The organism is Arthrobacter sp. zg-Y1116 (assembly GCF_024385485.1).
Classification (GTDB): Bacteria; Actinomycetota; Actinomycetes; order Actinomycetales; family Micrococcaceae; genus Arthrobacter_B.
The window spans coordinates 1,168,898-1,189,023 of the sequence record NZ_JANFLR010000001.1 but is presented as its reverse complement, the minus strand read 5'-3'; the positions used below and the strand labels follow the sequence as shown (position 1 = coordinate 1,189,023).

Below are 20,126 nucleotides of genomic sequence, written 5' to 3'. Positions count from 1 at the left end.
GTCGCCAAGCCTAGAGGATGATTTCCCTTGGTGGTAGCTGGAAATCCGCCTGCACAAGGGCCTGTTGGCTCTCTCACAGGACCTATGGACGCAGGATACCCACAGCAGTTGTCCACAGCTGTTGAAAAATCTGGGTGCACAACCGGATGTGCGGACTATCCACAGGGTATCCACAGTCCGTTGCGGGCTGTGGATTACTCCGGGGCTGAGCCCGGTTTGACTGGTGCCCCCGTCTCACCTAACGTTGAGTAGTCCTTTGTGTCTGCTATCTGTACTCACACATGCCCTGCAGGGGTTCTGGAAATCAGGGTCCAGGTCCGGGCGAGTACAGACAGACACATGAAAAAAGCGCCGCTTGTTCTTCCCCCTTGTCGCAACAAGTGCCGGCGCGACTCAAGATTGTCTTGGAGTAACTACCGTGAGCAAGCGGACTTTTCAGCCGAATAACCGCCGTCGTGCCAAGAAGCACGGCTTCCGCCTTCGCATGCGTACCCGTGCCGGCCGTGCCATCCTTTCCGCACGCCGTGGCAAGGGCCGTACCGAACTGTCGGCCTAAATAACCTCAAAGTTTGTCGATGCTGCCTCTTAGCAGCTTTACTCCGGATTCCAGGTGGTCATAATGCTGGCCGTGCGGAACCGGGTAAGGGCATCGGCAGATTTTTCTCGTACTGTACGTTCCGGTGCCCGCAGTGGGCGCCGGAACGTAGTGCTATATGCGCTTCCTACGGGTGACCAGCCGAGCCGCATAGGCTTTATAGTGGCCAAATCCGTCGGGAACGCGGTGACACGCAACCTCGTTAAGAGAAGACTGAGGGAAGCGGCAGCGCAGAGCCTCGCTCTTCACCCCACCGGGTTTGACGTAGTGGTGCGGGCCCTGCCTGCTTCCGCGTCGGCGTCGTGGCCGGTACTGAGTGCCGACTACCACAGCGCTTTGAACGCCTGCATAGCCAAACTTTCGCAGCTTTAGACATGCCAGGTGAGGAAGGATGAGCCAGCGATGAGGGACTCCGGATCTATTCCGTTGAGGGCCTTGATTGTTGTTGCCCGTTTTTTATGGAACCTCCCGCGCATGCTCCTCATCGGCCTGCTGATGGCGTACCGGAAGACCGTTTCCCCCCTCTACGGGCAGGTCTGCCGATTTTTCCCATCGTGTTCCGCCTATGCCCTCGAAGCAGTCACCGTCCACGGAGCCGTCAAGGGTTCCTGGCTGGCTTTCCGACGGCTTATCCGCTGCCATCCTTGGAACGGCGGCGGCGTGGACCACGTACCTGATGGACACCGGATTTGGGACTCAAAGAAGGTCCCGAGGATCATTGTGCTGAATCACCCCGTGATTCCAGCTGACGAAGACAGCCGCTCGGCGGCCTGAGGAGAGTAAATGGGTTTCTTCGAGACGATACTGTTCCCCTTTAAGTGGGTAGTGTCATGGATCATGTGGGTCTTCCACGAGGGATTCGTTTTCCTCGGGATGGATGCCGCATCCGGGTGGACCTGGACGTTGTCCATCATCGGCTTGGTGATCGTGATCCGTGCCGCGTTGATTCCGGTCTTCGTCAAGCAGATCAAGGCGCAGCGCGGCATGCAGTCCCTGCAGCCGGACCTGCGCAAGCTGCAGCAGAAGTACAAGGGCAAGACCGACCAGCTTTCGCGTCAGGCAATGACGCAGGAGCAGATGGCCCTGTACAAGAAGCACGGCACCAACCCGTTTGCTGCCTGCCTGCCCATGCTCGTGCAGATGCCGTTCTTCTTTGCCCTGTTCCAGGTGCTGAACGGGATCTCCACCTCGAATGCCGAGGGCAAGGGCCAGGGCGCGCTGTCGCACAGCGCCATCCAGCAGTTTGACGAGGCCACCATCTTCGGTGCCCCGCTGTCCTCCTCGCTCCTGCACGGTTTCGGCGACGAAGGCCACTTCTCGGTTGTAGTGCTCTCGATCATCATGATCCTGGCGATGACCGCTTCGCAGTTCATTACGCAGAAGCAGATCATGTCCAAGAACATGTCCGAAGAGGCACTTGCCAGCCCGTTCATGCGCCAGCAGAAGATGATGCTCTACGTACTGCCCATCGTCTTTGGCGTCGGCGGCATCAACTTCCCCATCGGTGTGCTCATCTACTGGACCACCACCAACCTGTGGACCATGGGACAGCAGTTCTTCGTCATCCGGCGGATGCCTACCCCCGGCTCGCCGGCGGCAAAGGCCCTCGCCGAGCGCCGTGCCCGCAAGGGCCTGCCGATGGCGCCGCTCCTCGGAGAGAAGAAGGGCGAGGCACCGGTCGAGGTCCCCGCGGCACCCAAGGGCCAGCGCGTCCAGCCCGCGCGGAAGAACAGGAAAAGGAAATGAGCACTGAGCACATTGACGACCCCGTAGTTCCCCTGGAAGAAGCCGAGGAACCTGTTCAGGCGCGCACCGGGAGGCTCGAGGAAGAAGGCGACGTAGCCGCCGACTACCTGGAAGAGCTCCTGGATATCGCCGACATCGACGGGGATATCGACATTGAGGTCCGAAACGGCCGGACGTATATCTCCGTAGTGTCCGAGGAAGGCGACGACGCCGCTCTTCAGGCACTCGTGGGACGCGATGGCGAAGTGCTTGAGGCATTGCAGGAACTCACGCGGCTGTCGGTGCTGACAGCAACGGAAAACCGCTCCCGCTTGGTCCTGGACATCGTTGGCTACCGTGAAGAACGCGGCGGCCAGCTGCAGTCCATAGCTGAGGACGCAGCCAAGCGTGCCAAGGAAACCGGGCAGGAAGTGGCGCTCGTTCCCATGAGCGCCTATGAGCGCAAGATTGTTCACGACGCCGTGGCCGAGCTTGGCCTGGTCAGTGAATCCGAGGGTGAAGGCGCGGACCGCCACATCGTCGTTTCCCTGCCTGCTTCCTAGTTATCCCCGCCCGGCAGTGCAGACAAGGAATATGAAGTAAGTGGTTGAAACAACTCCCGCAGAACTGGACGCCGCCCGGAAGATCTTCGGTGACCGCCTGGATCTGGCGCAAAGATACGTAGAGCACCTCGCGACGTCGGGCATGGAACGGGGACTCCTCGGCCCGCGGGAAGTTCCGCGGCTATGGAGCAGGCACGTCCTGAACTGCGCCGTGGTGGCCGAGCTGATCCCTGTGAATGCCGCCGTCGCGGATGTCGGCAGCGGTGCCGGGCTGCCCGGGTTGTGCCTGGCCATTGCCCGGCCTGACCTGTCCATGACGCTCATAGAGCCCCTTGAACGGCGGGTCATATGGCTGAACGAAGTCGTTACGGATCTTGGACTCGACAACGTCCGCGTAATCCGCGGCCGTGCCGAACAGGTAGTCGACGAGGTAAATGTGGATGTGGCCACCGCCCGGGCCGTTTCGGCCCTCGGCGGATTGGCCGGACTGACAGTACCCCTGCTGCATGGCAGGGGGCAGGTGCTGGCCATCAAGGGCCGCAGCGCTGAAGAAGAAGTGCAGAAAGCCGCGAAAGCAATTCGCAAGCTGGGCGGACGGGATACCGCAGTGCTGACCGTAGGGGCGGATGTACTTGAAGAACCCACCACGGTGGTACGCATCTCCGTAGGGTGAGAAGCCCGACACCTCAGCTTTCATGCACACACCCATGCCGGTCCCGGGGAATGGCCGCGAAGCGGATAGTCTAGATGAACTAATGCCTTAACGCTTTATGTTGGAAAGTGAGCATGACCAGGTGAGTGCGCGTGATTCTGCCGCAAAACGAATTCCTCCCTTCGCCGCACTCGGTTCTGCCCTGTCCGCCTCATTCGGTAGAAAGCAACCCCAATTGGTTGTGGAGAAGCCGGCCGCCGTTTCACGTGAAACGGTGCCGGCCGAGCCGCTGGAACCCGCCAAGCCGCTGGAACCCGCCAAGACTGAAAGCAGTGCCGCACTCGTGCAGGCCCCCCGAGCTATCGAAGGTGGTGTATCCGAAGAAGCCGCTGCTGTGGCGACCTCGGAAGACGTTATGGATTTGATGGACGAGAGCACCCCGCTGGCGCGGGAACTGGCTAGTGAAAACCGGCGTCGGGAGAAGCTCCGCGGACGCGTTCTGCCGCGGCCTCCCCAGACGCGCATCATGACGGTGAGCAACCAGAAGGGCGGGGTGGGAAAAACGACCACCACGGTCAACCTTGCTGCTGCTCTGGCGACTGCCGGCCAGAACGTCCTGGTTATCGACATCGATCCGCAGGGAAACGCATCAACGGCCCTGGGAATCGACCACCGTGCTGACGTGGAGAGCATCTACGACGTGCTGATTGATGACCTGCCGCTGGCAAATGTGGTTGCGCAGTGCCCGGACATCAGTAACCTCATCTGCGCTCCGGCCACGATCCACCTCGCCGGGGCGGAGATCGAACTGGTATCGCTGGTTGCGCGTGAACAGCGTTTGAGCCGCGCCATTAACGTCTACGCGGCCGAACGGGAAAAGCAGGGCCTGGAGCGTCTGGATTACATATTCATCGACTGCCCGCCGAGCCTTGGCCTCCTCACCGTCAATGCCTTTGTCGCGGCAAGGGAAGTCCTGATCCCAATCCAGTGCGAGTACTACGCGCTCGAGGGCCTCAGCCAGCTGCTGAAGAACATCGAAATGATCCAGAAGCATTTGAACGCCGATCTGGTTGTCTCCACCATTCTGCTGACCATGTACGACGGTAGAACGAACCTTGCCGCACAAGTCGCCGCCGAGGTGCGCGAGCACTTCCCGGAGCAGGTCCTGCGCGCCGTCGTGCCGCGCTCCGTGCGCGTTTCGGAGGCTCCCAGCTACCAGCAGACGGTCATGACCTATGACCCGTCTTCAACGGGTGCGCTGTCCTATTTGGAAGCGGCAGCCGAGATAGCCCAGCGCGCCTAGTGACACCCCGGCGGGGTTCGGCTGCCAGCTTGGCTCCGCGCCATAGAATACTCTCACAATCAATCCGTGCCGCTTGAAGTGCGGGCATAAGGGAAGGACTTACCCATGGCCGAGAAGCGTCGGGGTTTAGGCCGCGGTCTGGGAGCTTTGATTCCTAGCAGTGCGGAACCTGCGGAGACAGAAAACTCGAGCCAGGGAACCGTTACTCAGGGACGTCCGGCTGATTTGTTCTTCGCCGCAGCCGATGAGTCCCGCTCACAGTTCGGTGGTACGGGTCCGCGTAAGGGCGCGGGGATCAATAAGGAAGCGCTTCGCGGTCCGGCAAAGAAGTCAACAACGCGCAGCTCTGCGGCCCGTTCGGGAGTCCGTACCGACAAAGGTGTGGAGCCGGAAGTGCCCAGCCCTGTCCCCGCTGCCAAACCCGATGACGCCACGTCTGTAGGGACGGATGCTGGGACCACCCCGGCTTCCGCCCAGGCTTCCGGAAGCAAGGGCACCAAGCGGGCTTCCAAGGCCTCTCAGGGGGCTGTGGAGGTGGCGGCGAAGGCCAAGGATCCCGAAAGTCCTGAGACCGCCGCAGAAGACGTGCAGTCGGCACCTGCTTCGCTGCCGGTCCCCGCGGAGGCCGCCCCGAAAGCGTCGAAGCAGGCAGCTGCTGCCCCGGTGGAAGCGGATGTTTCCCGTGAAACATCGTCCCCGGATTACAGTGGTGAGGATGGCCTGGTCCAGGTTCCCGGCGCGACGTTCGCCGAGCTTCCCATTGATTCCATCCACCCGAACCGTAAGCAGCCGCGGTCCGTCTTCGATGAAGACGACATGGCCGAACTGGTGCATTCCATTAGGGAAATCGGCGTGCTGCAGCCGATTGTTGTTCGCCCCTCGCTCGAGGAGGATGCGGAACACCCCTATGAGCTTGTTATGGGTGAACGTCGCTGGCGTGCATCGCGCGAAGCTGGACTATCCTCGGTGCCGGCTATCATCCGCTCCACACAGGATGTCGATCTCCTCCGCGACGCCCTCCTGGAGAACCTGCACCGGAGCCAGCTGAACCCGTTGGAAGAAGCTGCGGCTTACCAGCAGCTTCTGGACGACTTCGGCTGCTCCCACGAAGAACTCGCAGACCGCATCGGACGCTCACGTCCGCAGGTAACCAACACCTTGCGGTTGATGAAGCTTCCGCCGTTGGTTCAGCGCCGGCTGGCGGCTGGAGTTCTGTCAGCGGGGCACGCACGCGCGTTGCTCGGGCTGGGTGACCCGGCGGAGATGGAAAAGCTGGCCCAGAAAATCGTGGCGGAGGGCCTTTCCGTTCGTGCCACCGAAGAGATCGTGTCGCTGGCCGACGGCCTGCGGAAGCCGGCGAAGACTTCCAAGCCGAAGATCGGTGCACGCCACGAACGGCTGGACTACCTGGCAACGTCTCTGGCTGACCGCCTGGACACGAACGTCAAGATCACCCTTGGAGCACGAAAGGGCAAGGTCAGCATCGAATTCGCTAGCGTGGATGACCTGAACCGGATTATGGGCGTCCTCTCCACACCCGGAGAGTAGCTCCAAGCTCGGCGAGCTTCCCTAAGGGCCGGTGTTTCACGTGAACACCGGCCCTTTCGGCTTTCCGGGCACACCTGGGTGGGTAGGGTGCGGGATAACCAGCCGGCGCGAAGGCTGGCCGCAGGAATGCACCCGCAACCGCGGGCCAGCTGAGCAAACCAACAAAGGGCCGGATGAGCGGTACCCCCGCCACTGTCGGCTGTAACCTGCACCAGGTGCGTGAGGCCTAAACCCGCTGCCTGTGGGGCCTGTCCGCCCCGGAGCTGTCCGTACCGGGTAGCGAAACAAGACGGCATGCCCCTTCTGTCGTATTTCGCGCGCCGTCCTACAGTCTGGGCTTACGTGTTTCACGTGAAACACGTAAGACTCGTTCAGGTGTCCTCACTCCGGGTGCCTGCTCGCTGACGTGATTACCGCACTCGTTGCCGCTCGGACCGAGTGAGTCGACGTTTCACGTGAAACCTACCTCCCGCTGCGTCGGTACGTCCGGCATCCGGACCCTGCAACTACCTTTGCGCCGCGGGTCGTCCGGGGCATCCTCTCGTAGTTGAATGCCGGTCCAGTTGTAGGTAAGGAGCTGGATGGAGTCGTATGGAGCCAAACCGCGAGTATCGCAGGAACCAGGCTGCGCCTATTTGCTGGACGTAGTCGGCGGTCCATTTGCGTAGTTAGGTGCTGCAACTCTCTACGTAAGTTGGGGGTCACTGAGCTCAGTTTGGAGGTTCGTCGCAACGGCACCCAATGGTGCGGTTGATTATTAGAGCGGCGAGGCCCGGGTAATGTGCAGTTTTGGCTCCAAAAAATCTTCGCGGGCCACCCTCAGGTCGGCCTAGCTTCCGTGTTTGGCAGACTTCTTGCCGGGCCGGACGGGTCTATAAGCCGGAGCAGCTATACAGCAGGCGGTGTTTCACGTGAAACGATGCCTTGGCTGCAGCCAGCACCCGGTACTGCAGTCCACGAAAAGCCATTCGTCCACTGACCGGGTCGAATCAGGCCGTGCGGTCGGCTTCGGTAGCCGGGTGGACGCCGCGCGCAATGGTAGTTTGCACGGTCCTTGCAGAGCTCCAATGTCTATGCAATCGGCCTCCTTACAGGTCCAGGCAGAAGGGTTACCACCTCTCCGCCGCCAGAACTGACGTCCCGGACGTCCAGTCGGTAAGCCGGATAGGAAACGCAATCAGCGCTTTGCCTGCCAAACACGCGTATAGGGCGTCGGTCATGCACCGGCATGGGAGCTTGGCATGACGTGCCATAGGGCGTATGCCCGTGACGCCGAATAGAGGATAGGGGCGGGGTTTCACGTGAAACATTGTAGAAGGCGGCCAACCACGACGTGTGGCTAGCCATGCAGATGACATGTCCAACCGCCGTACACGGTAGAGCGCGGCCGGATTGGGGCCTGCAAAGCGGCTCTCTGTGCACCCCGTCGCAGCAAAGGCTGCGTATGAATTCTTAGAACTGGGGCCAGCGCCTGGCGGTGTTTCACGTGAAACTGGGGCCACGGCGCCCTCCAGGGGAACCCCTCCCAAGGTTGCTGTGCCGGGGATGGCAAGGCGTGGGTGCTAGGAATCGTACTCTCTGGAGCGGCTTTAGGCGCGGCCTGGGATGGCAGGGATGTCTTCGGCGGGTTACCCCGTGCACCGACCGGTTCTCTGTCAGCCTGCGTGCCCTGCCTGCCGCCGGCTTGCGTGCCCGACTGTCTGCCGGCCTGCCCGCCCTGCCCTGCAGGCAGGCCTGCGTGCCCGCCTGCGTGCCCGCCTGCCGGCCTGCCCGCCTGCCGGCCCACCTGCCCGCCCTGCCGGGTCATAGGCACGCTCTGGGCGGCCCCCCGGCACACCAGTTTCCAATGCCTATCTTCCTTTTGCCGGGCGTCAGGGAGTCGTCCAGAGAGCCGAGAATGCCATCAAGCTACCGGCGCACGCTACCGCCGATACAGCCTCCCGTTTCGGTTCTCGGATGCGCGCTCAGTGCGCGTTGCCTTGTTTTCGTGTGGCGAGTCCTATGACCTATCGTCCGCAACTAGACGATATCTACCCCCAACGCTGCCTTAAAAACGTCGGATCTCCGGTGGAAACAACTACACACTGCTGCTTCAGAGAACATCTAAGCGAAGGCAAGAAGGGAATCGAACCACGAACAATGGTGGCAGCGGATGTGTGGCGGGTCCCTGGAGTCGGGTTCGTGGCGTTTCCAAGCTCTGCCCAGGCGGAAGCGCTGCAGCGGATATCGCCGCTTGGCGTAAACGCGGCCCTTGGCGTATGTCTAGCTGCGCCGTCCCAACACCACGGGTATGCCTTGATAGAGGCGGATTGTGTGCAGGGCTGTCGAGTAGGGACTTGTGTGGGAAGTGAAGTGAAGTGAAGTGGAGTGCGGTGAAGGGCAGTGCACTGCTGTGAACGGCAGTGCAGAGCAGGGCAGGGCAGGGCAGGGAGGGTGGGGGCAGGGGCAGGGGCAGGGAGGGAGCTCACTTGTCTTGCGCAGCCACGCTCGTGCCGACGATTGCCTGCCGCTCGGGGACCCTGCCCAGCGTGCGGCAGCCCCGGTGGGGCTCGGCTTCACCCGGCCCGTGACGTGTCTGGTGCAGTGAGGGAGCCCTCCCGGAGCCTGAGGATGTTATTCATCCACCCTGATCGACCATGTCATTCATTGCCGTCGGGCGGGTAGGAACGAATACGGCGTAGTTGCGCCGCTGCTGGATCCTGGAGGAAGAGAGAAGCAGTCTGTGGTCGACAACGATTATGCTTTCACTCTCAGCCCCCAACGCTCAGTATTGAGCACCCGGCACCCGGCACCCGGCACCCGGCACCCGGCACTCAGCCCCCACCCCCCCCGGCGCCCAGCACCAAGCAGCGCACCGCACACGCAGACCAAGTCCGCCATCGGCGTCGTGTTTCACGTGAAACGCGACGCCGAACTTGTACTCGGCGTCAGCGGTGGAAGAACATATGAAGGCTTACGGGCCGGAAGGCGCGGTCGATGCCGGCTGTTCATCGGGTAGCTTCCGCATGCTCCGCAGGGGAGACAAGGTGACGGGCAGGAAGGCGACACAGGCCGCCGCCGCCGCGATCCACAGCGCCGCCTCAGCTCCGTATAGCTGTCCAAGCAGGCCGCCTAGCAGCGCGCCGACGGGCTGGGTTCCCCAGACCAGGAAACGCATGGTTGCGTTCATGCGGCCTAGCAGGCGGTCCGGAGTCAGTCTTTGCCGGAAGCTCACCTGCGTGACGTTGTAGACGACCATGCCGAAGCTGGCCACAGCAAGCCCGGCCGCGCCGAGCCAAACCGACCATTCGCCCCCCGCCGCAGGCATCAGGAGCGCAAAGGGAGCTGTCGCCGCCACGGACCAACAAATGGCGGGTCCTTCACCCAGCCACAGGGTCAGTCGACGGGTAGCCAGGGCGCCGGCAAGGCCGCCCACCCCGAGGACCGAAAAGACTATGCCGATTTGGTGCGCGCCCAGGCCGACTTCTCTAGGAAGGAAGAACACCAGCATCGCCATGTAGGCCGCGAAAGCCAGGTTGAACAGTCCTGTGGACCCGGCAATCGCCCGCAGCAGGGGGTTGCCCAGGACGAAACGCAGGCCCTCTGCGATGTCCGTGCCCAGCCGGGATCCCGGTACCGGCTCCGGCTTGGGCTGCCGGTGCCGCATACGCCCAACGAATAGTGCGGACAACCCCATCGCGATGGCATCCAGGGCCAGGGCAACAGGTGCCGTCAGCCAGGCGATCAACTGGCCGGCTGCGACCGGACCAGCGAGTTGGGCAACCGAGTGCACCGTTTCCAACTTGGCATTTCCTTCAACCAAATGGTCACGCCCGACAAGGCGCGGCAGAAAGCTCTGGTAAGCGACGTCAAAAAAGACGCTGAAAACGCCGATGAGCAGCGCCACGACGTAGAGCTGCCAGACTGTCAACACCCCGAGCCACCAGGCGAGCGGAACAGTGAGCAGGACCGCTGCCCGAATCAGGTCCGACGAGACGAGCACGTGGCGGTACCGCATCCGATCGACCCAGACCCCGGCGGGCAAGCCAATCAACAGGAACGCAGCGGTACTCAGGGCCGAAAGCAGCCCCACTTCGAATTCACTGGCAGTCAGCGTCACCACCGCCACGAGTGGCAAGGCGAGACTGGATACCTGCTGCCCAAGTTGGCTCAAGGAGGTGGAATAGAACAGGAATCGGAAGTCACGGTCCCGCAGGACGCCGCCAGGAACCGTGGCTGCGCCGCCGTCTTCAGTCGTCATGCGGTTGACTCTGGTCAATCGATTGATATTTGTCAATAGCACTCTGGTATTCTGCACACATGACAGAGGAGAGCGGCCAGGTCCCTCGGCGTTCAGCGAGTGAGGAAGAGGCGAAGGCTCTTGCCTCGGCAATGCGTATCCGCATTTTGCGGCTCTGCATGAAAGAGCAGCTGACCAACAAGGAAATTGCAACCATGCTCGGCGCCAACCCGGCAACGGTGCTTTATCACGTCCGCAAGCTGGTCTCGGCAGGCTTCCTCGAACCCCAAGAGGCGCGGTCCGGACCGAGTGGCGCATATGAGATCCCCTACCGTGCCACGGGGAAGTCGTGGCGGTTGAATCTCGACGGCCGGGATCTGCGCTTGCGGGGCGCAATGATCGGTGCGTTCGTGTCCGAGGTGGGACAGCTCCCTGCATCGGATCAGGTCGGAATCTCCCGGCTGGGTGTACGCCTCACGGAAGAAGGACATGCCCGGCTCCTCGAACGTGTCCAGTGCCTGCTGGATGAGTTCGAGGCCGAAGAACCGCCTGAGGGCAGCACCCACTACTCGGTCTTTATGGCCATCCATCCTGATCGGCACCCGGAGCAGAATCCGGAAAGAGGAGGTGAGGGCAACCCTTGAGGGTTTAGGCGGGTCATATCGGACGAAGACGCCGGGCTGCGAGGCGGCAGGAAACGTGTTGTTTCACGTGAAACGGATCAGACGATTGACTGCAGGCGCTCGATTGCGTCGATAAAGGGTTGCAGCGGCGGGGTGAAATAAATGGCGCCGGCAAGTCCGCCGCTCCGCAGTGTCGCCCCGATGTGCACCGGAGGTACGAGGCGGCGCTCCACGATCGCGACAGCGTCCATACCCCAAGGGACCCCGCGCCCGCCCAGTGCCGGAATCCGCATCGTCGGGTGCTCCGACGATGCAACCGCGTACAGGGAGCTCGTCAGTTCCATCATTTGCGCCGGAGTCCCGACGGAGACCGGACTCAGGGCCGGAGCCGCCGCCGCAGCGGCGCCCCCCAGCCCCAGCGTTTCCATAATCAAGCTGTCACCACCGCTGTACCCCAGATCGGCGGGCGTCCAGGGCGCCATGATTCTTCCGGGAAACCCGGAGATCGGCGGTAGGGGTGCGCGGAACCACTGGCCCGGCAAGCCGGAAACCCGGACTGCGAACTCCTTCTCGTTCATCGCCATGGCCGTGACGATTGAGCTCCCTGGAATTGAGTCTGATCTGTCCGCAATAACCTTTGCGGCTGCCATCGCGACGTGCAGGAAATGGAATTCCGCTGTGTCGAGGTAGGCCAGCAACGCAGGGGTCTCCGGGGCATTGCCCCGGAGGTGGACGAGGCGTTCCAGGACGGCGTTCCGGAACAGCAGCCCGGCAGCAGTCTGCCTGCCGTGCAGTTCGTCGCCCATGGCCAGCGCCCGGGCCATGATCGGCAGGAGCGGTATCGGAGATGCCCGGAGGATACGTGCCAGGGCCGGCGCCACTCGGTCCCTGATGCGGGCCAGGTTGGCGTTGACTGCTGGTCCCTGGGAGCCGAACGTAAGGGCCCGCGTCCCCGCGCCTTCATTCGTCCTGCATGTAGCGGTGCGCCCGGACAGACGGTCCTGTACAACCAGTACGGGCATGGAGGCGGAACAAACGCCCGTTAGCGAACCTACGGCACCGTACTCGTGGCAGGAGGCCAGCCGGATCGCGCCGGAGCGGAGCAAGCCGTCAGCCTCTGCCGGAGAGGCTGCAAGTCCTTCGAATACAGCCGCGCCGACAACCGCCAAGCGTTGGCAACCCGTGTAATCCTGCCACCGCATCAGCGGACCCGAGACGAGGATGATGTCCTTGGCCATGCCCGGAACTGCCTCCAGGGCCGGGAGAACGTCGATCAACTCGGGCTCCGCGGAAAGCATTGCCTCGACAGCTGCTTCGTTGGCAGAGAGTCGGGAAGCATCCCTTGTCGTCGTCGTCACATTATTTCCGTCGCCATGGCATTCCCCGGACCGTCATGCCAGAAGCATGGCATACGGCACGGTACGTTGGTGCGATGAACGAGGGAGCCCTGCACAGTGTCCCCGGCGCCGTCGCCCGGGCCTACAACCTTGTTTCCCAGGCCTACGCGGAGCTGATCCCCACTGCCGGCAGGGAGGGAGACCCGGAGGACGAGCTGGACTTGGCCATGGTGCGCAGGTTCGCCGGTTCACTGCCGTCCGGGGCGGCCGTCCTGGATGCGGGGTGCGGAGCCGGCCGAATGATTACCTATCTCGACACCCTGGCGCCGCTGGCCATCGAAGGGTGCGACATTTCCGCAGGCATGGTCCGGCAGGCCCGGAAGGCACATCCGCATCGGCAGTTCGAGGTCACGGCGATGTCCTCGTTGCCGTACGGCGACGGGTCATTTCACGGGGTTCTGGCCTGGTATTCGATTATCCATACCCCGCCTGCAGGGCTGCCGGCGGTTTTCGCCGAGTTTCGACGGATCCTGCGTCCCGGCGGCCGGCTCCTGTTGGGTTTTCAGGCAGGAACGGGTTCCCGTCGAATAACGACGGCCTACGGACATACCGTGGAACTCACGGGCTACCTCCACGACATCCCGGAAACCGCCGCGCTGCTGGAGGGCGAAGATTTCCAGGTTGATGAACACCTGCTCCGCTCCCCGACAGCTGCGGAACGCTATGCGCAGGGGTTCATCAGCGCCGGGAAAAGCGGCAGAACGGCCTAGAGGCCGGAAACCCGCCTGGTAGCCGGCTCTTCCGTCGGGTTGAACTTGAGGACGTCGTCCAAAGCCAGGGTGCCCGTGGGCTGGTCCTCCTCCTCGAGGAGGTACAGGCGCTGGATGCCAATCACGATTGAATCGGCAACCGTCTGGCGGAAAACCGGATCGGCGAGGCGCTCGGCGTCGTGCGCATTGCTGAGGTAGCCCAGATCGAGGCCCACGGAGGGTACACCGGGCACCTTGAGCGTGTCCCAGGTCCGGGCATGCACGCCCAGATTGTCCAAGTCGGTACGGGCACCCAGTTCCTTCAAAAGCAGGACGGCGGCCCTGTGGCCGATGGGGGAGCGTGCCTCACCGGTACCGGGTAGGCCCCAGTAGTAGGCAGCCATCCCCGAGGCGGCCTGCTGGTCCAGCCAGTCACAATGGATATCCAGGTTCAGGCTGGGCACGTTCCGCCGAGACCCCGATTCGGTGGCCGCACCGCTTTGCTGCGGAACCAGCCGGGCACCGAATTCACGCAGGATGCGTTCTACACGCCCGGCGATGTCAGTGGTGACCAGCAGCTCGGTCAGCGGATCCCCGCTGAGCCGCTCGACGCCGTGCGGAGACACCAGCCGCGCACGGCCGATGTTCACGGAGATAACACGTCCGCGCAGGGCCGCGGTTGATCGGTCCAGCCGTTCGTAGTCGCGCAGGGCGAACGCCTGGCTCGGCGAGATGGCGCGGTTCACGCGGGACATGGAACGCATGGTGTCGGCGTCGCACACGCCGGTACCCGGCAGCCCGAGGTTCTGCTGCAGCTCGGCCACGGCGTAGCGGGTACGCACCCCGAAACTGCCGTCGATGTGGCCGTAGTAGAACCCCAAGTGGGACAGGTGGCGCTGGAGTTCGGCGACGTCGTCGCCCCGCAGCTGCCCGCCCTCAACATAGTTCAGGGTCCGGTCGCCAAAGCGGAACTGCGCTTCGGACAAGGCCCGCTGGGTGTCCGGACCGGCAACGCCGTCGACAATCAGGCCTCGGCTCTGCTGGAACGCGCGGACCGCCGCGTCAACGTGGTCATCGAAAATAGTCGGATCGTTTACCGCGTCCGGTGCCAGGTAGGACAGGGTGACGCCGGCGCGCAGCAGCGCTTCACGAAGCGCCACCACACGCCGGCTGGCATCCAGCCTCCGCAGGCTTTCACCATGCACACTCATTGCTGTTTACTTCAGGAAGGCCGCGAATTCCTGCTCCAGGACCTGCTTCGGCTTTGCGCCGATGGAAGTCGCCGCAACCTCACCGCCCTGGAACACGTACACCGCCGGGATGGAGGTGATGCCGTACTGAGCGGCGATCGCGGGGTTTTCATCCACGTTCACCTTCACAACGTCCACCTTGTCGCTGTACTGGGCGGCAATATCGTCGAGGATGGGGGACAGCATGCGGCACGGGCCGCACCATTCAGCCCAGAAGTCCACGATTACGGGCTTGTCCGCGGTCAGGACATCGGTACCGAAAGAAGCATCGGTTACTGCTTTTGCACTGCTCATTTTTGCTCTCCTAAGCGAGGAACGGAATTAGAGGGCTGCGTGTTCGGAAACAGCCTCGGACGGCGGGGTGGGGACCTCCGCCGCGGTGGGGACGGAATCGCCCAGATCGGCGAGGTAGTGCTCGACGTCGACGGCGGCCACACAGCCGGAGCCGGAGGCGGTGATGGCCTGCCGGTAGGTCGGATCGATGACGTCGCCCGCCGCGAAGACGCCCGGAAGGGACGTCTTGGAGGTGCGTCCGAGGACCGCGATGGTGCCCTCCTCGGTGAGTTCAAGCTGGCCGCGGACCAGGTCCACCCGGGGGTCGTTGCCGATGGCCACGAACACACCCGTGACGGGAAGCTCGGATTCGGAACCGTCCTTGGTGCTGCGCAGCACGAGGCCGGTGACCTTGTCCTCGCCGCGGATGGCGGCTACTTCCGAATCCCAGGCGAAGCGGATCTTCTCGTGGGAAAGGGCCCGCTCCTGCATGATCTTGGAGGCCCGCAGGCTGTCGCGGCGGTGCACCACGGTTACCGAAGAAGCGAACTTGGTCAGGAACAGTGCTTCCTCCAAAGCGGAGTCGCCGCCGCCGATGACGGCGATGTCCTGGCCCTTGAAGAAGAAGCCGTCGCAGGTAGCACACCAGCTGACACCGCGGCCGGAAAGGCGCTTCTCGTCCGGCAGTCCCAGTTCACGGTAGGCGGACCCGGTGGAGATGATGACTGCACGGGCGCGGAAGGTCTCGCCCGTGCCGATCGTCACCGTTTTGATGTCGCCGGTCAGGTCCACCTCGGTGACGTCCTCGAAAAGGATTTCGGTGCCGAAACGGGCGGCCTGCTTTTCGAAGTTGGCCATCAGGTCCGGCCCCATGACGCCTTCGGGGAAGCCGGGGAAGTTCTCCACATCGGTGGTGTTCATGAGCTCCCCACCGGCGGTGACGGAGCTCGCAATCAGGAGCGGCTTCAGATTGGCACGTGCCGCGTAAACGGCTGCCGTGTATCCGGAAGGGCCGGAACCGACGATGATGACCTCGCGGACGTCGCCGGCAGCAGCGGCGCCGTCTGTGGCAACGGAGTTTGCGGTGCTCACTGGGGGGTGTTCCTCTTCCTTGTTGAACTACGGTGTCGAACTAAAAATACGGACCGATCCGAAAGGACCGATTCATAAGTGGATCACCCGGCACAACGGATACCGGGTCCAGCTTATTCCGGCAGCCCGGCGCTGGACATGCTCATCACAGCCGGACGGCCGGTCCGGAGCGTAGTAGTCAGGACACGCCGATTTCGGCGATCCTGAGTCCCCACGGGTAAGCAGCCTGGACCCCGTTAAGCCGGGGCAGCTGCGTGAAGTTGACGATCACGTAGCGGGCAGTGGCAGCCTGGCCATCCGTCTTCGGCACCGGAATGCTGGTGGTGGGACCGGTAAAGCCGCTCTGGGCAACCGACGTCGCACCCTCCAGGTCCGGAGTGTCGTTGAGCATTACGGAGAAGCTGCCGCCCGTGCCGTTCAGCTGGGTGATGTTGACCTCGTTGACCGCCGAATCCGCACCCAGGTCCACCACCAAGGCCAAGCTGGGGGCGAGCCCGCCGAACGTGTCACTGGCGTAGACGTAGCTGGACCAGTACGAGGACGGGTTGCCGTCGATGATCTGCGGCAGCGCGCCGTCGTTGGCCGAATCAAGCTGCGGATTGCCTGGAACCAGACGTGTGATGCCGGCAATCTCCGGTGCCGGTGCAGGTGCGGCGGCGTCCGCGCTCGGGGCGGCCTGTGCAGCCTCCTGCGTGGGGGCGGTGGATGCACCGGCTTCCGGGTCGGATCCGAAGATATCGCCCATTTTGCCCAGCTGGGAAACCGCCAGCACCACTGCGAGGACAAGCACGAGGCTCAGGACCGCTCCGATAAGCACGCGGCCGGACTTGCGGTTCGGCTTCTCCTCGGCGCTGTCCTCTTCGTAGTCGTCGTCCGGATCGCCGTACCCGTAGCCGTCATCGTCGTAACCGCCTGCCGCCAGGGCGGACTTGGGGAAGGTCGACGCAGAGCGGGAGTTCCGTTCCGGAACCGGTGCCGACTGGGGCTCGTCATCTTCCCACTTGGTGACCTTTGCCGGCCGGGCTTCTGCGGCGGACTGCTTGGGCCGGGTAGTGGGAGCCGGGGGAACGTTGGCACCGCCGGTGGCGGCCTCTGCCGGAGCGTCGGCGGCCTCGCCGAACTGAAGATCGCGCTCCGCCGCAGCGGCCCCGGCTCCGGTTCCGGCAGCAGCCCCGGCTCCGGCAGCAGCAGCGTTGCGTCCGAACCGGGGGAGCTTGGGCTTGTGCGACCCGGAGAGCAGCGGCTTGCGCGGCTCGCGCTCCTCATGTTCGACGTAGCGGTCTTCTTCGACGGTTTCCGGTTCGCGGGAACGGGGCATGCCGAAGATTTCCGAGCCCAGGGTGTCGGTGAAGAAAGGCTCGACGTAGGGGGCATCGCGCTCAATCACGAGATCCAGGAGATCCGCCGCGCTGGCGGTATTCGTGATCAGGTACGTGCGGCCGTCGCTGACGCCCAAATCCAGCACCTGGACATTGCCATGGCGTTCACCGGTGGCGATTTCGCGGGCGCTTGCCGAGACCTGGCTGGCATTCATGGGGGCGGCTACGAGGATGCTGACGGAACGGTTCAGGACCTGGTCCACACCATCGAGCACCATGTCCTGCTCAGCTGAAGCGAGTACAAGGGCTGTCACCTTGTAACGTCCGCCCAGCACTGAACCGACGTCTACGGACTGTGGCACGTGTTCCTCCCATGAAAACGGCAATAAGACTGCGTCAGGCTTATCTGACATTGCGTACTCGGATGTTCGTTCACGGACACGGAACACGGCCGGCTGCCGCAGTCCTGAACTGCCTGCTTTGTTCCCATGCTACCCGTGCCGAAAGCAGAATGCCGGAAGCGGCACTTTAGGGAGTCCGCCGGAGTTTGGCAAGGAGCGGTGCCAGGAACGCGTCCAGCTCGGAGACCTTCAGAACCCGCAGCATGAAGTAGTACGCCACGGCCATCAGGGAGCCGCAGACCACCAGGACCACTGTGGCGGAAGGCACCGACTGCCAGGCGAAGCCGTCGGCCGAGTACCCGCCCAGCAGGGCCAAGGCGGCCGAACCGACGGCGCCGGCGGCCAAAGCGGCAACCACGAGCCGGACGTGGACGTCGAAGACCCGGGCTCCGCCGTAATCGCCGAGGCTGCGGCGGAGGAAAATATGGCTGAGGACGACGGCCGCGACGTTGCCCAGGGAATAGGCAATTGCCAGGGCGAAGATGATCTGGTCCGCCGGCAGGGCGGCCGCCCCCAGGGCAAGCGCAATGCCGAAGGCCGACAGGATCAGCTGCATAACGAGCGGGGTCTTCGCGTCCTCGTTGGCATAGAAGGCACGGTTCATCAGGAAGGTGGCACTGAGGAAGGGCGCGGTGATGGCCAGCAGCACCAGCACCTGGGCCTGCAGCGCGGCGGAAACATTCGATCCGCCGCTGAACCAGATGCTGATCGGTCCGGCCAGGACAATCAGCACCGCAGAGCAAAAGACAGTGGCCACCCCGATGGCCCGGAGCCCCTGTGAAAGGGTCTCCCGGACGCCGTCGTAGTTTTTCTCCGCATAGGCGTGGGACATCTGGTTGAAGAGCACCGTGGCGAGGGACAACGTGATGACCGAGTGCGGAATGATGTACAGCATCGACGCCGTTTCCAGGTTCATCTGCCCGGCAATCTCACGGCCCATGGCTTGGTATTCCGGCCGCGCTTCCGAGGCGATCGTGGCCACGGCCGTGTAGACCAGGTAAGCGCCGTTGCCCACGAGCATGGTGATGATCGTCCACTTGGCCACCTTCCCGGTTTCCCTCAGGCCCACCCCGCGAAGCCCGAACGAGGGACGCAGCCCCAGGCCCAGGCGGCGCAGCGGGACCAGCAGGACCACTGCCTGCATCACAATGCCGAGGGTGGTGCTGCCGGCCAGGATGAGGGTGGCCTGCGAAGTCCAGTTCTCCGGCGAGAACGACGACGTCTCCTCCCTGCCGATGAACGTAATGAAGACGAGCAGGCCGGCGATCGCGATGATGTTGTTGACCACGGGCGCCCACATATAGGCACCGAACCTGCCGTTGGCGTTGAGGATCTGCCCGATCACCGCGTAGGCGCCGTAGAAGAAGATCTGCGGGAAAAGCCAGTAGGCGAAGGTGGTCGCCAGCGTCAGCTGGTCCGGGCCCAGCGACAGGACCGTGGACAGGATCACGGGTGCCGCGAGCGTGGCCACGAGGGCTATGCCGGCGAGCACGAGGAGGCAGAGCGTGAGGATCCGGGAAACGTACTCGGCACCCCGGTCAGGCCGCTTGCTCGCCTTGATGATCTGCGGAACCAGCACTGCGTTGAAGACACCGCCGGCCACCATCAGGTAGATAAAGTTCGGCAGCACGTTCGCTGAGCTGAAGATATCGGTGACCAGTCCGGTGCTGCCGATGGCGATTGCCAACAGGGCGGTGCGGACCAGTCCAAGGACACGGGAAACCAGGGTTCCCGATGCCATCACAACACTCGAACGCGTAGTACTGGGGGCTATGTTCTTTTCGGCCATCGTGACCCTATGTTCTCACCTCCGGTACGGATTGCCTCAAACGGCGCTGCGCACCGGGGGAGTCACAGGTAGCGGGGGAGGATCTCGCGGGCGAGGTCCGCGATGCGGCGCTCGTTGGGGAAGGAGAGCCTCCGGCCGAGCTCCGCCAGCGGAACCCAGGCGACGTCCACAGCTTCGTGGTCCGGATCGTTCTCGATGGTCAGGTGCCCGCCGCAGGCTTCCAGGAGGAAGTGGTGGACCGTCTTATGCACCCGGTGCCCGCTGACCGTAAACCAGTAATCGATGCTGCCCAGCGCCGTCAGGATGCGGCCGTCGATGCCCGTTTCCTCCGCAATTTCGCGGATGGCAGCAGCCTGGCTGTCTTCGTCGTTTTCCGGGTGGCCCTTCGGCAGGCACCATTCCAGCCGGCCGCCGCGGTTCAGGCGGGCAATAATCGCCACGTGCAACTGCTCCGTTGAGGTGTCGACCACAATCCCGCCGGCAGAAACCTCCTCCACCGTGGGGAGGGGGGCATGTACCGAATGCGCACCGGCGCCACCCATTGACGCAGTCAACGGGGTCCGCTTGGGCGCGCTCGGTACGGGATGGGCCATACTCCCACTGTAACGATCTTTGCCGGGGGATGATGACTGTTATGCGGGCTGCCGGAGAGGAAGCGGGAACCCTCGGCGTGTCCGCGCTCCGGCTC

The 20,126-nt window shown here is 63.3% G+C and carries 18 protein-coding genes; 10 read left to right on the top strand and 8 right to left on the bottom strand.

Translation table 11 applies throughout. The features are described from left to right. Positions 1–418 precede the first annotated feature (418 nt). The 8 genes from rpmH (at position 419) to NNX34_RS05590 (ending at position 6,386) form a co-directional block, all read left to right on the top strand. Positions 419–556: a 50S ribosomal protein L34 gene (gene rpmH / locus NNX34_RS05625; RefSeq protein WP_022892375.1), complete on the top strand. Its 138-nt coding sequence runs from the start codon at positions 419–421 to the stop codon at positions 554–556. A 63-nt stretch (positions 557–619) separates the two neighbouring features. Continuing rightward, the gene (rnpA, locus tag NNX34_RS05620) at positions 620–967 is read left to right on the top strand and encodes a ribonuclease P protein component (protein ID WP_227920389.1); all 348 of its coding nucleotides are present in this window, start codon (positions 620–622) and stop codon (positions 965–967) included. A gap of 30 nt (positions 968–997) precedes the next feature. Then, the gene (gene yidD / locus NNX34_RS05615; protein ID WP_255765516.1) at positions 998–1,369 is read left to right on the top strand and encodes a membrane protein insertion efficiency factor YidD; all 372 of its coding nucleotides are present in this window, start codon (positions 998–1,000) and stop codon (positions 1,367–1,369) included. Between the two features lie 9 nt (positions 1,370–1,378). Next, entirely contained in the window at positions 1,379–2,341 is a 963-nt protein-coding gene (gene yidC / locus NNX34_RS05610) for a membrane protein insertase YidC (RefSeq protein WP_255765515.1), read from the top strand. Next, positions 2,338–2,883: a R3H domain-containing nucleic acid-binding protein gene (locus NNX34_RS05605; RefSeq protein WP_255765514.1), complete on the top strand. Its 546-nt coding sequence runs from the start codon at positions 2,338–2,340 to the stop codon at positions 2,881–2,883. The genes yidC and NNX34_RS05605 overlap by 4 nt, the downstream gene beginning before the upstream one ends. A 40-nt stretch (positions 2,884–2,923) precedes the next feature. Further along, complete coding sequence (rsmG, locus tag NNX34_RS05600) at positions 2,924–3,556, top strand: 16S rRNA (guanine(527)-N(7))-methyltransferase RsmG (RefSeq protein ID WP_255765513.1); 633 nt, start codon at positions 2,924–2,926, stop codon at positions 3,554–3,556. A gap of 394 nt (positions 3,557–3,950) precedes the next feature. Beyond that, complete coding sequence (locus tag NNX34_RS05595; protein ID WP_370646978.1) at positions 3,951–4,838, top strand: ParA family protein; 888 nt, start codon at positions 3,951–3,953, stop codon at positions 4,836–4,838. A 105-nt stretch (positions 4,839–4,943) separates the two neighbouring features. Then, on the top strand, positions 4,944–6,386 hold the full coding sequence (locus tag NNX34_RS05590; protein ID WP_255765512.1) for a ParB/RepB/Spo0J family partition protein: 1,443 nt from the start codon (positions 4,944–4,946) through the stop codon (positions 6,384–6,386). 2,953 nt (positions 6,387–9,339) lie between these two features. On the opposite strand, the gene NNX34_RS05585 is transcribed toward NNX34_RS05590, so the two are convergent. Next, on the bottom strand, positions 9,340–10,626 hold the full coding sequence (locus tag NNX34_RS05585) for an MFS transporter (RefSeq protein WP_255765511.1): 1,287 nt from the start codon (positions 10,624–10,626) through the stop codon (positions 9,340–9,342). Positions 10,627–10,685: 59 nt separating this feature from the next. On the opposite strand from NNX34_RS05585, the gene NNX34_RS05580 reads away from it, so the two are divergent. Further along, entirely contained in the window at positions 10,686–11,249 is a 564-nt protein-coding gene (locus tag NNX34_RS05580) for a transcriptional regulator (RefSeq protein ID WP_255765510.1), read from the top strand. A 77-nt stretch (positions 11,250–11,326) separates the two neighbouring features. On the opposite strand, the gene NNX34_RS05575 is transcribed toward NNX34_RS05580, so the two are convergent. Further along, entirely contained in the window at positions 11,327–12,586 is a 1,260-nt protein-coding gene (locus tag NNX34_RS05575; RefSeq protein WP_255765509.1) for a DUF1116 domain-containing protein, read from the bottom strand. A 74-nt stretch (positions 12,587–12,660) separates the two neighbouring features. On the opposite strand from NNX34_RS05575, the gene NNX34_RS05570 reads away from it, so the two are divergent. Beyond that, positions 12,661–13,335, top strand: a complete 675-nt coding sequence (locus NNX34_RS05570; protein ID WP_255765508.1) for a class I SAM-dependent methyltransferase — start codon at positions 12,661–12,663, stop codon at positions 13,333–13,335. Here the strand turns inward: NNX34_RS05570 and NNX34_RS05565 are convergent. From NNX34_RS05565 to NNX34_RS05540, 6 genes are all read right to left on the bottom strand, one after another. Continuing rightward, positions 13,332–14,525, bottom strand: coding sequence for a peptidoglycan-binding protein (locus NNX34_RS05565; protein WP_255765507.1), 1,194 nt, complete (start codon positions 14,523–14,525; stop codon positions 13,332–13,334). The genes NNX34_RS05570 and NNX34_RS05565 overlap by 4 nt on opposite strands. A 6-nt stretch (positions 14,526–14,531) precedes the next feature. Then, positions 14,532–14,858 (bottom strand): thioredoxin, encoded by a 327-nt coding sequence (gene trxA, locus NNX34_RS05560; protein ID WP_229951243.1) that lies wholly within the window; start codon positions 14,856–14,858, stop codon positions 14,532–14,534. Positions 14,859–14,885: 27 nt separating this feature from the next. Continuing rightward, the gene (gene trxB / locus NNX34_RS05555) at positions 14,886–15,929 is read right to left on the bottom strand and encodes a thioredoxin-disulfide reductase (RefSeq protein ID WP_255765506.1); all 1,044 of its coding nucleotides are present in this window, start codon (positions 15,927–15,929) and stop codon (positions 14,886–14,888) included. Positions 15,930–16,107: 178 nt separating this feature from the next. Beyond that, entirely contained in the window at positions 16,108–17,610 is a 1,503-nt protein-coding gene (locus NNX34_RS05550; protein WP_255765505.1) for an ABC transporter substrate-binding protein, read from the bottom strand. 166 nt (positions 17,611–17,776) lie between these two features. Beyond that, a complete protein-coding gene (murJ, locus tag NNX34_RS05545; protein ID WP_255765504.1) occupies positions 17,777–19,390 on the bottom strand; it encodes a murein biosynthesis integral membrane protein MurJ in 1,614 nt (537 codons plus the stop codon). A gap of 110 nt (positions 19,391–19,500) precedes the next feature. Beyond that, a complete protein-coding gene (locus NNX34_RS05540) occupies positions 19,501–20,031 on the bottom strand; it encodes an NUDIX hydrolase (RefSeq protein ID WP_255765503.1) in 531 nt (176 codons plus the stop codon). Positions 20,032–20,126: the final 95 nt, after the last annotated feature.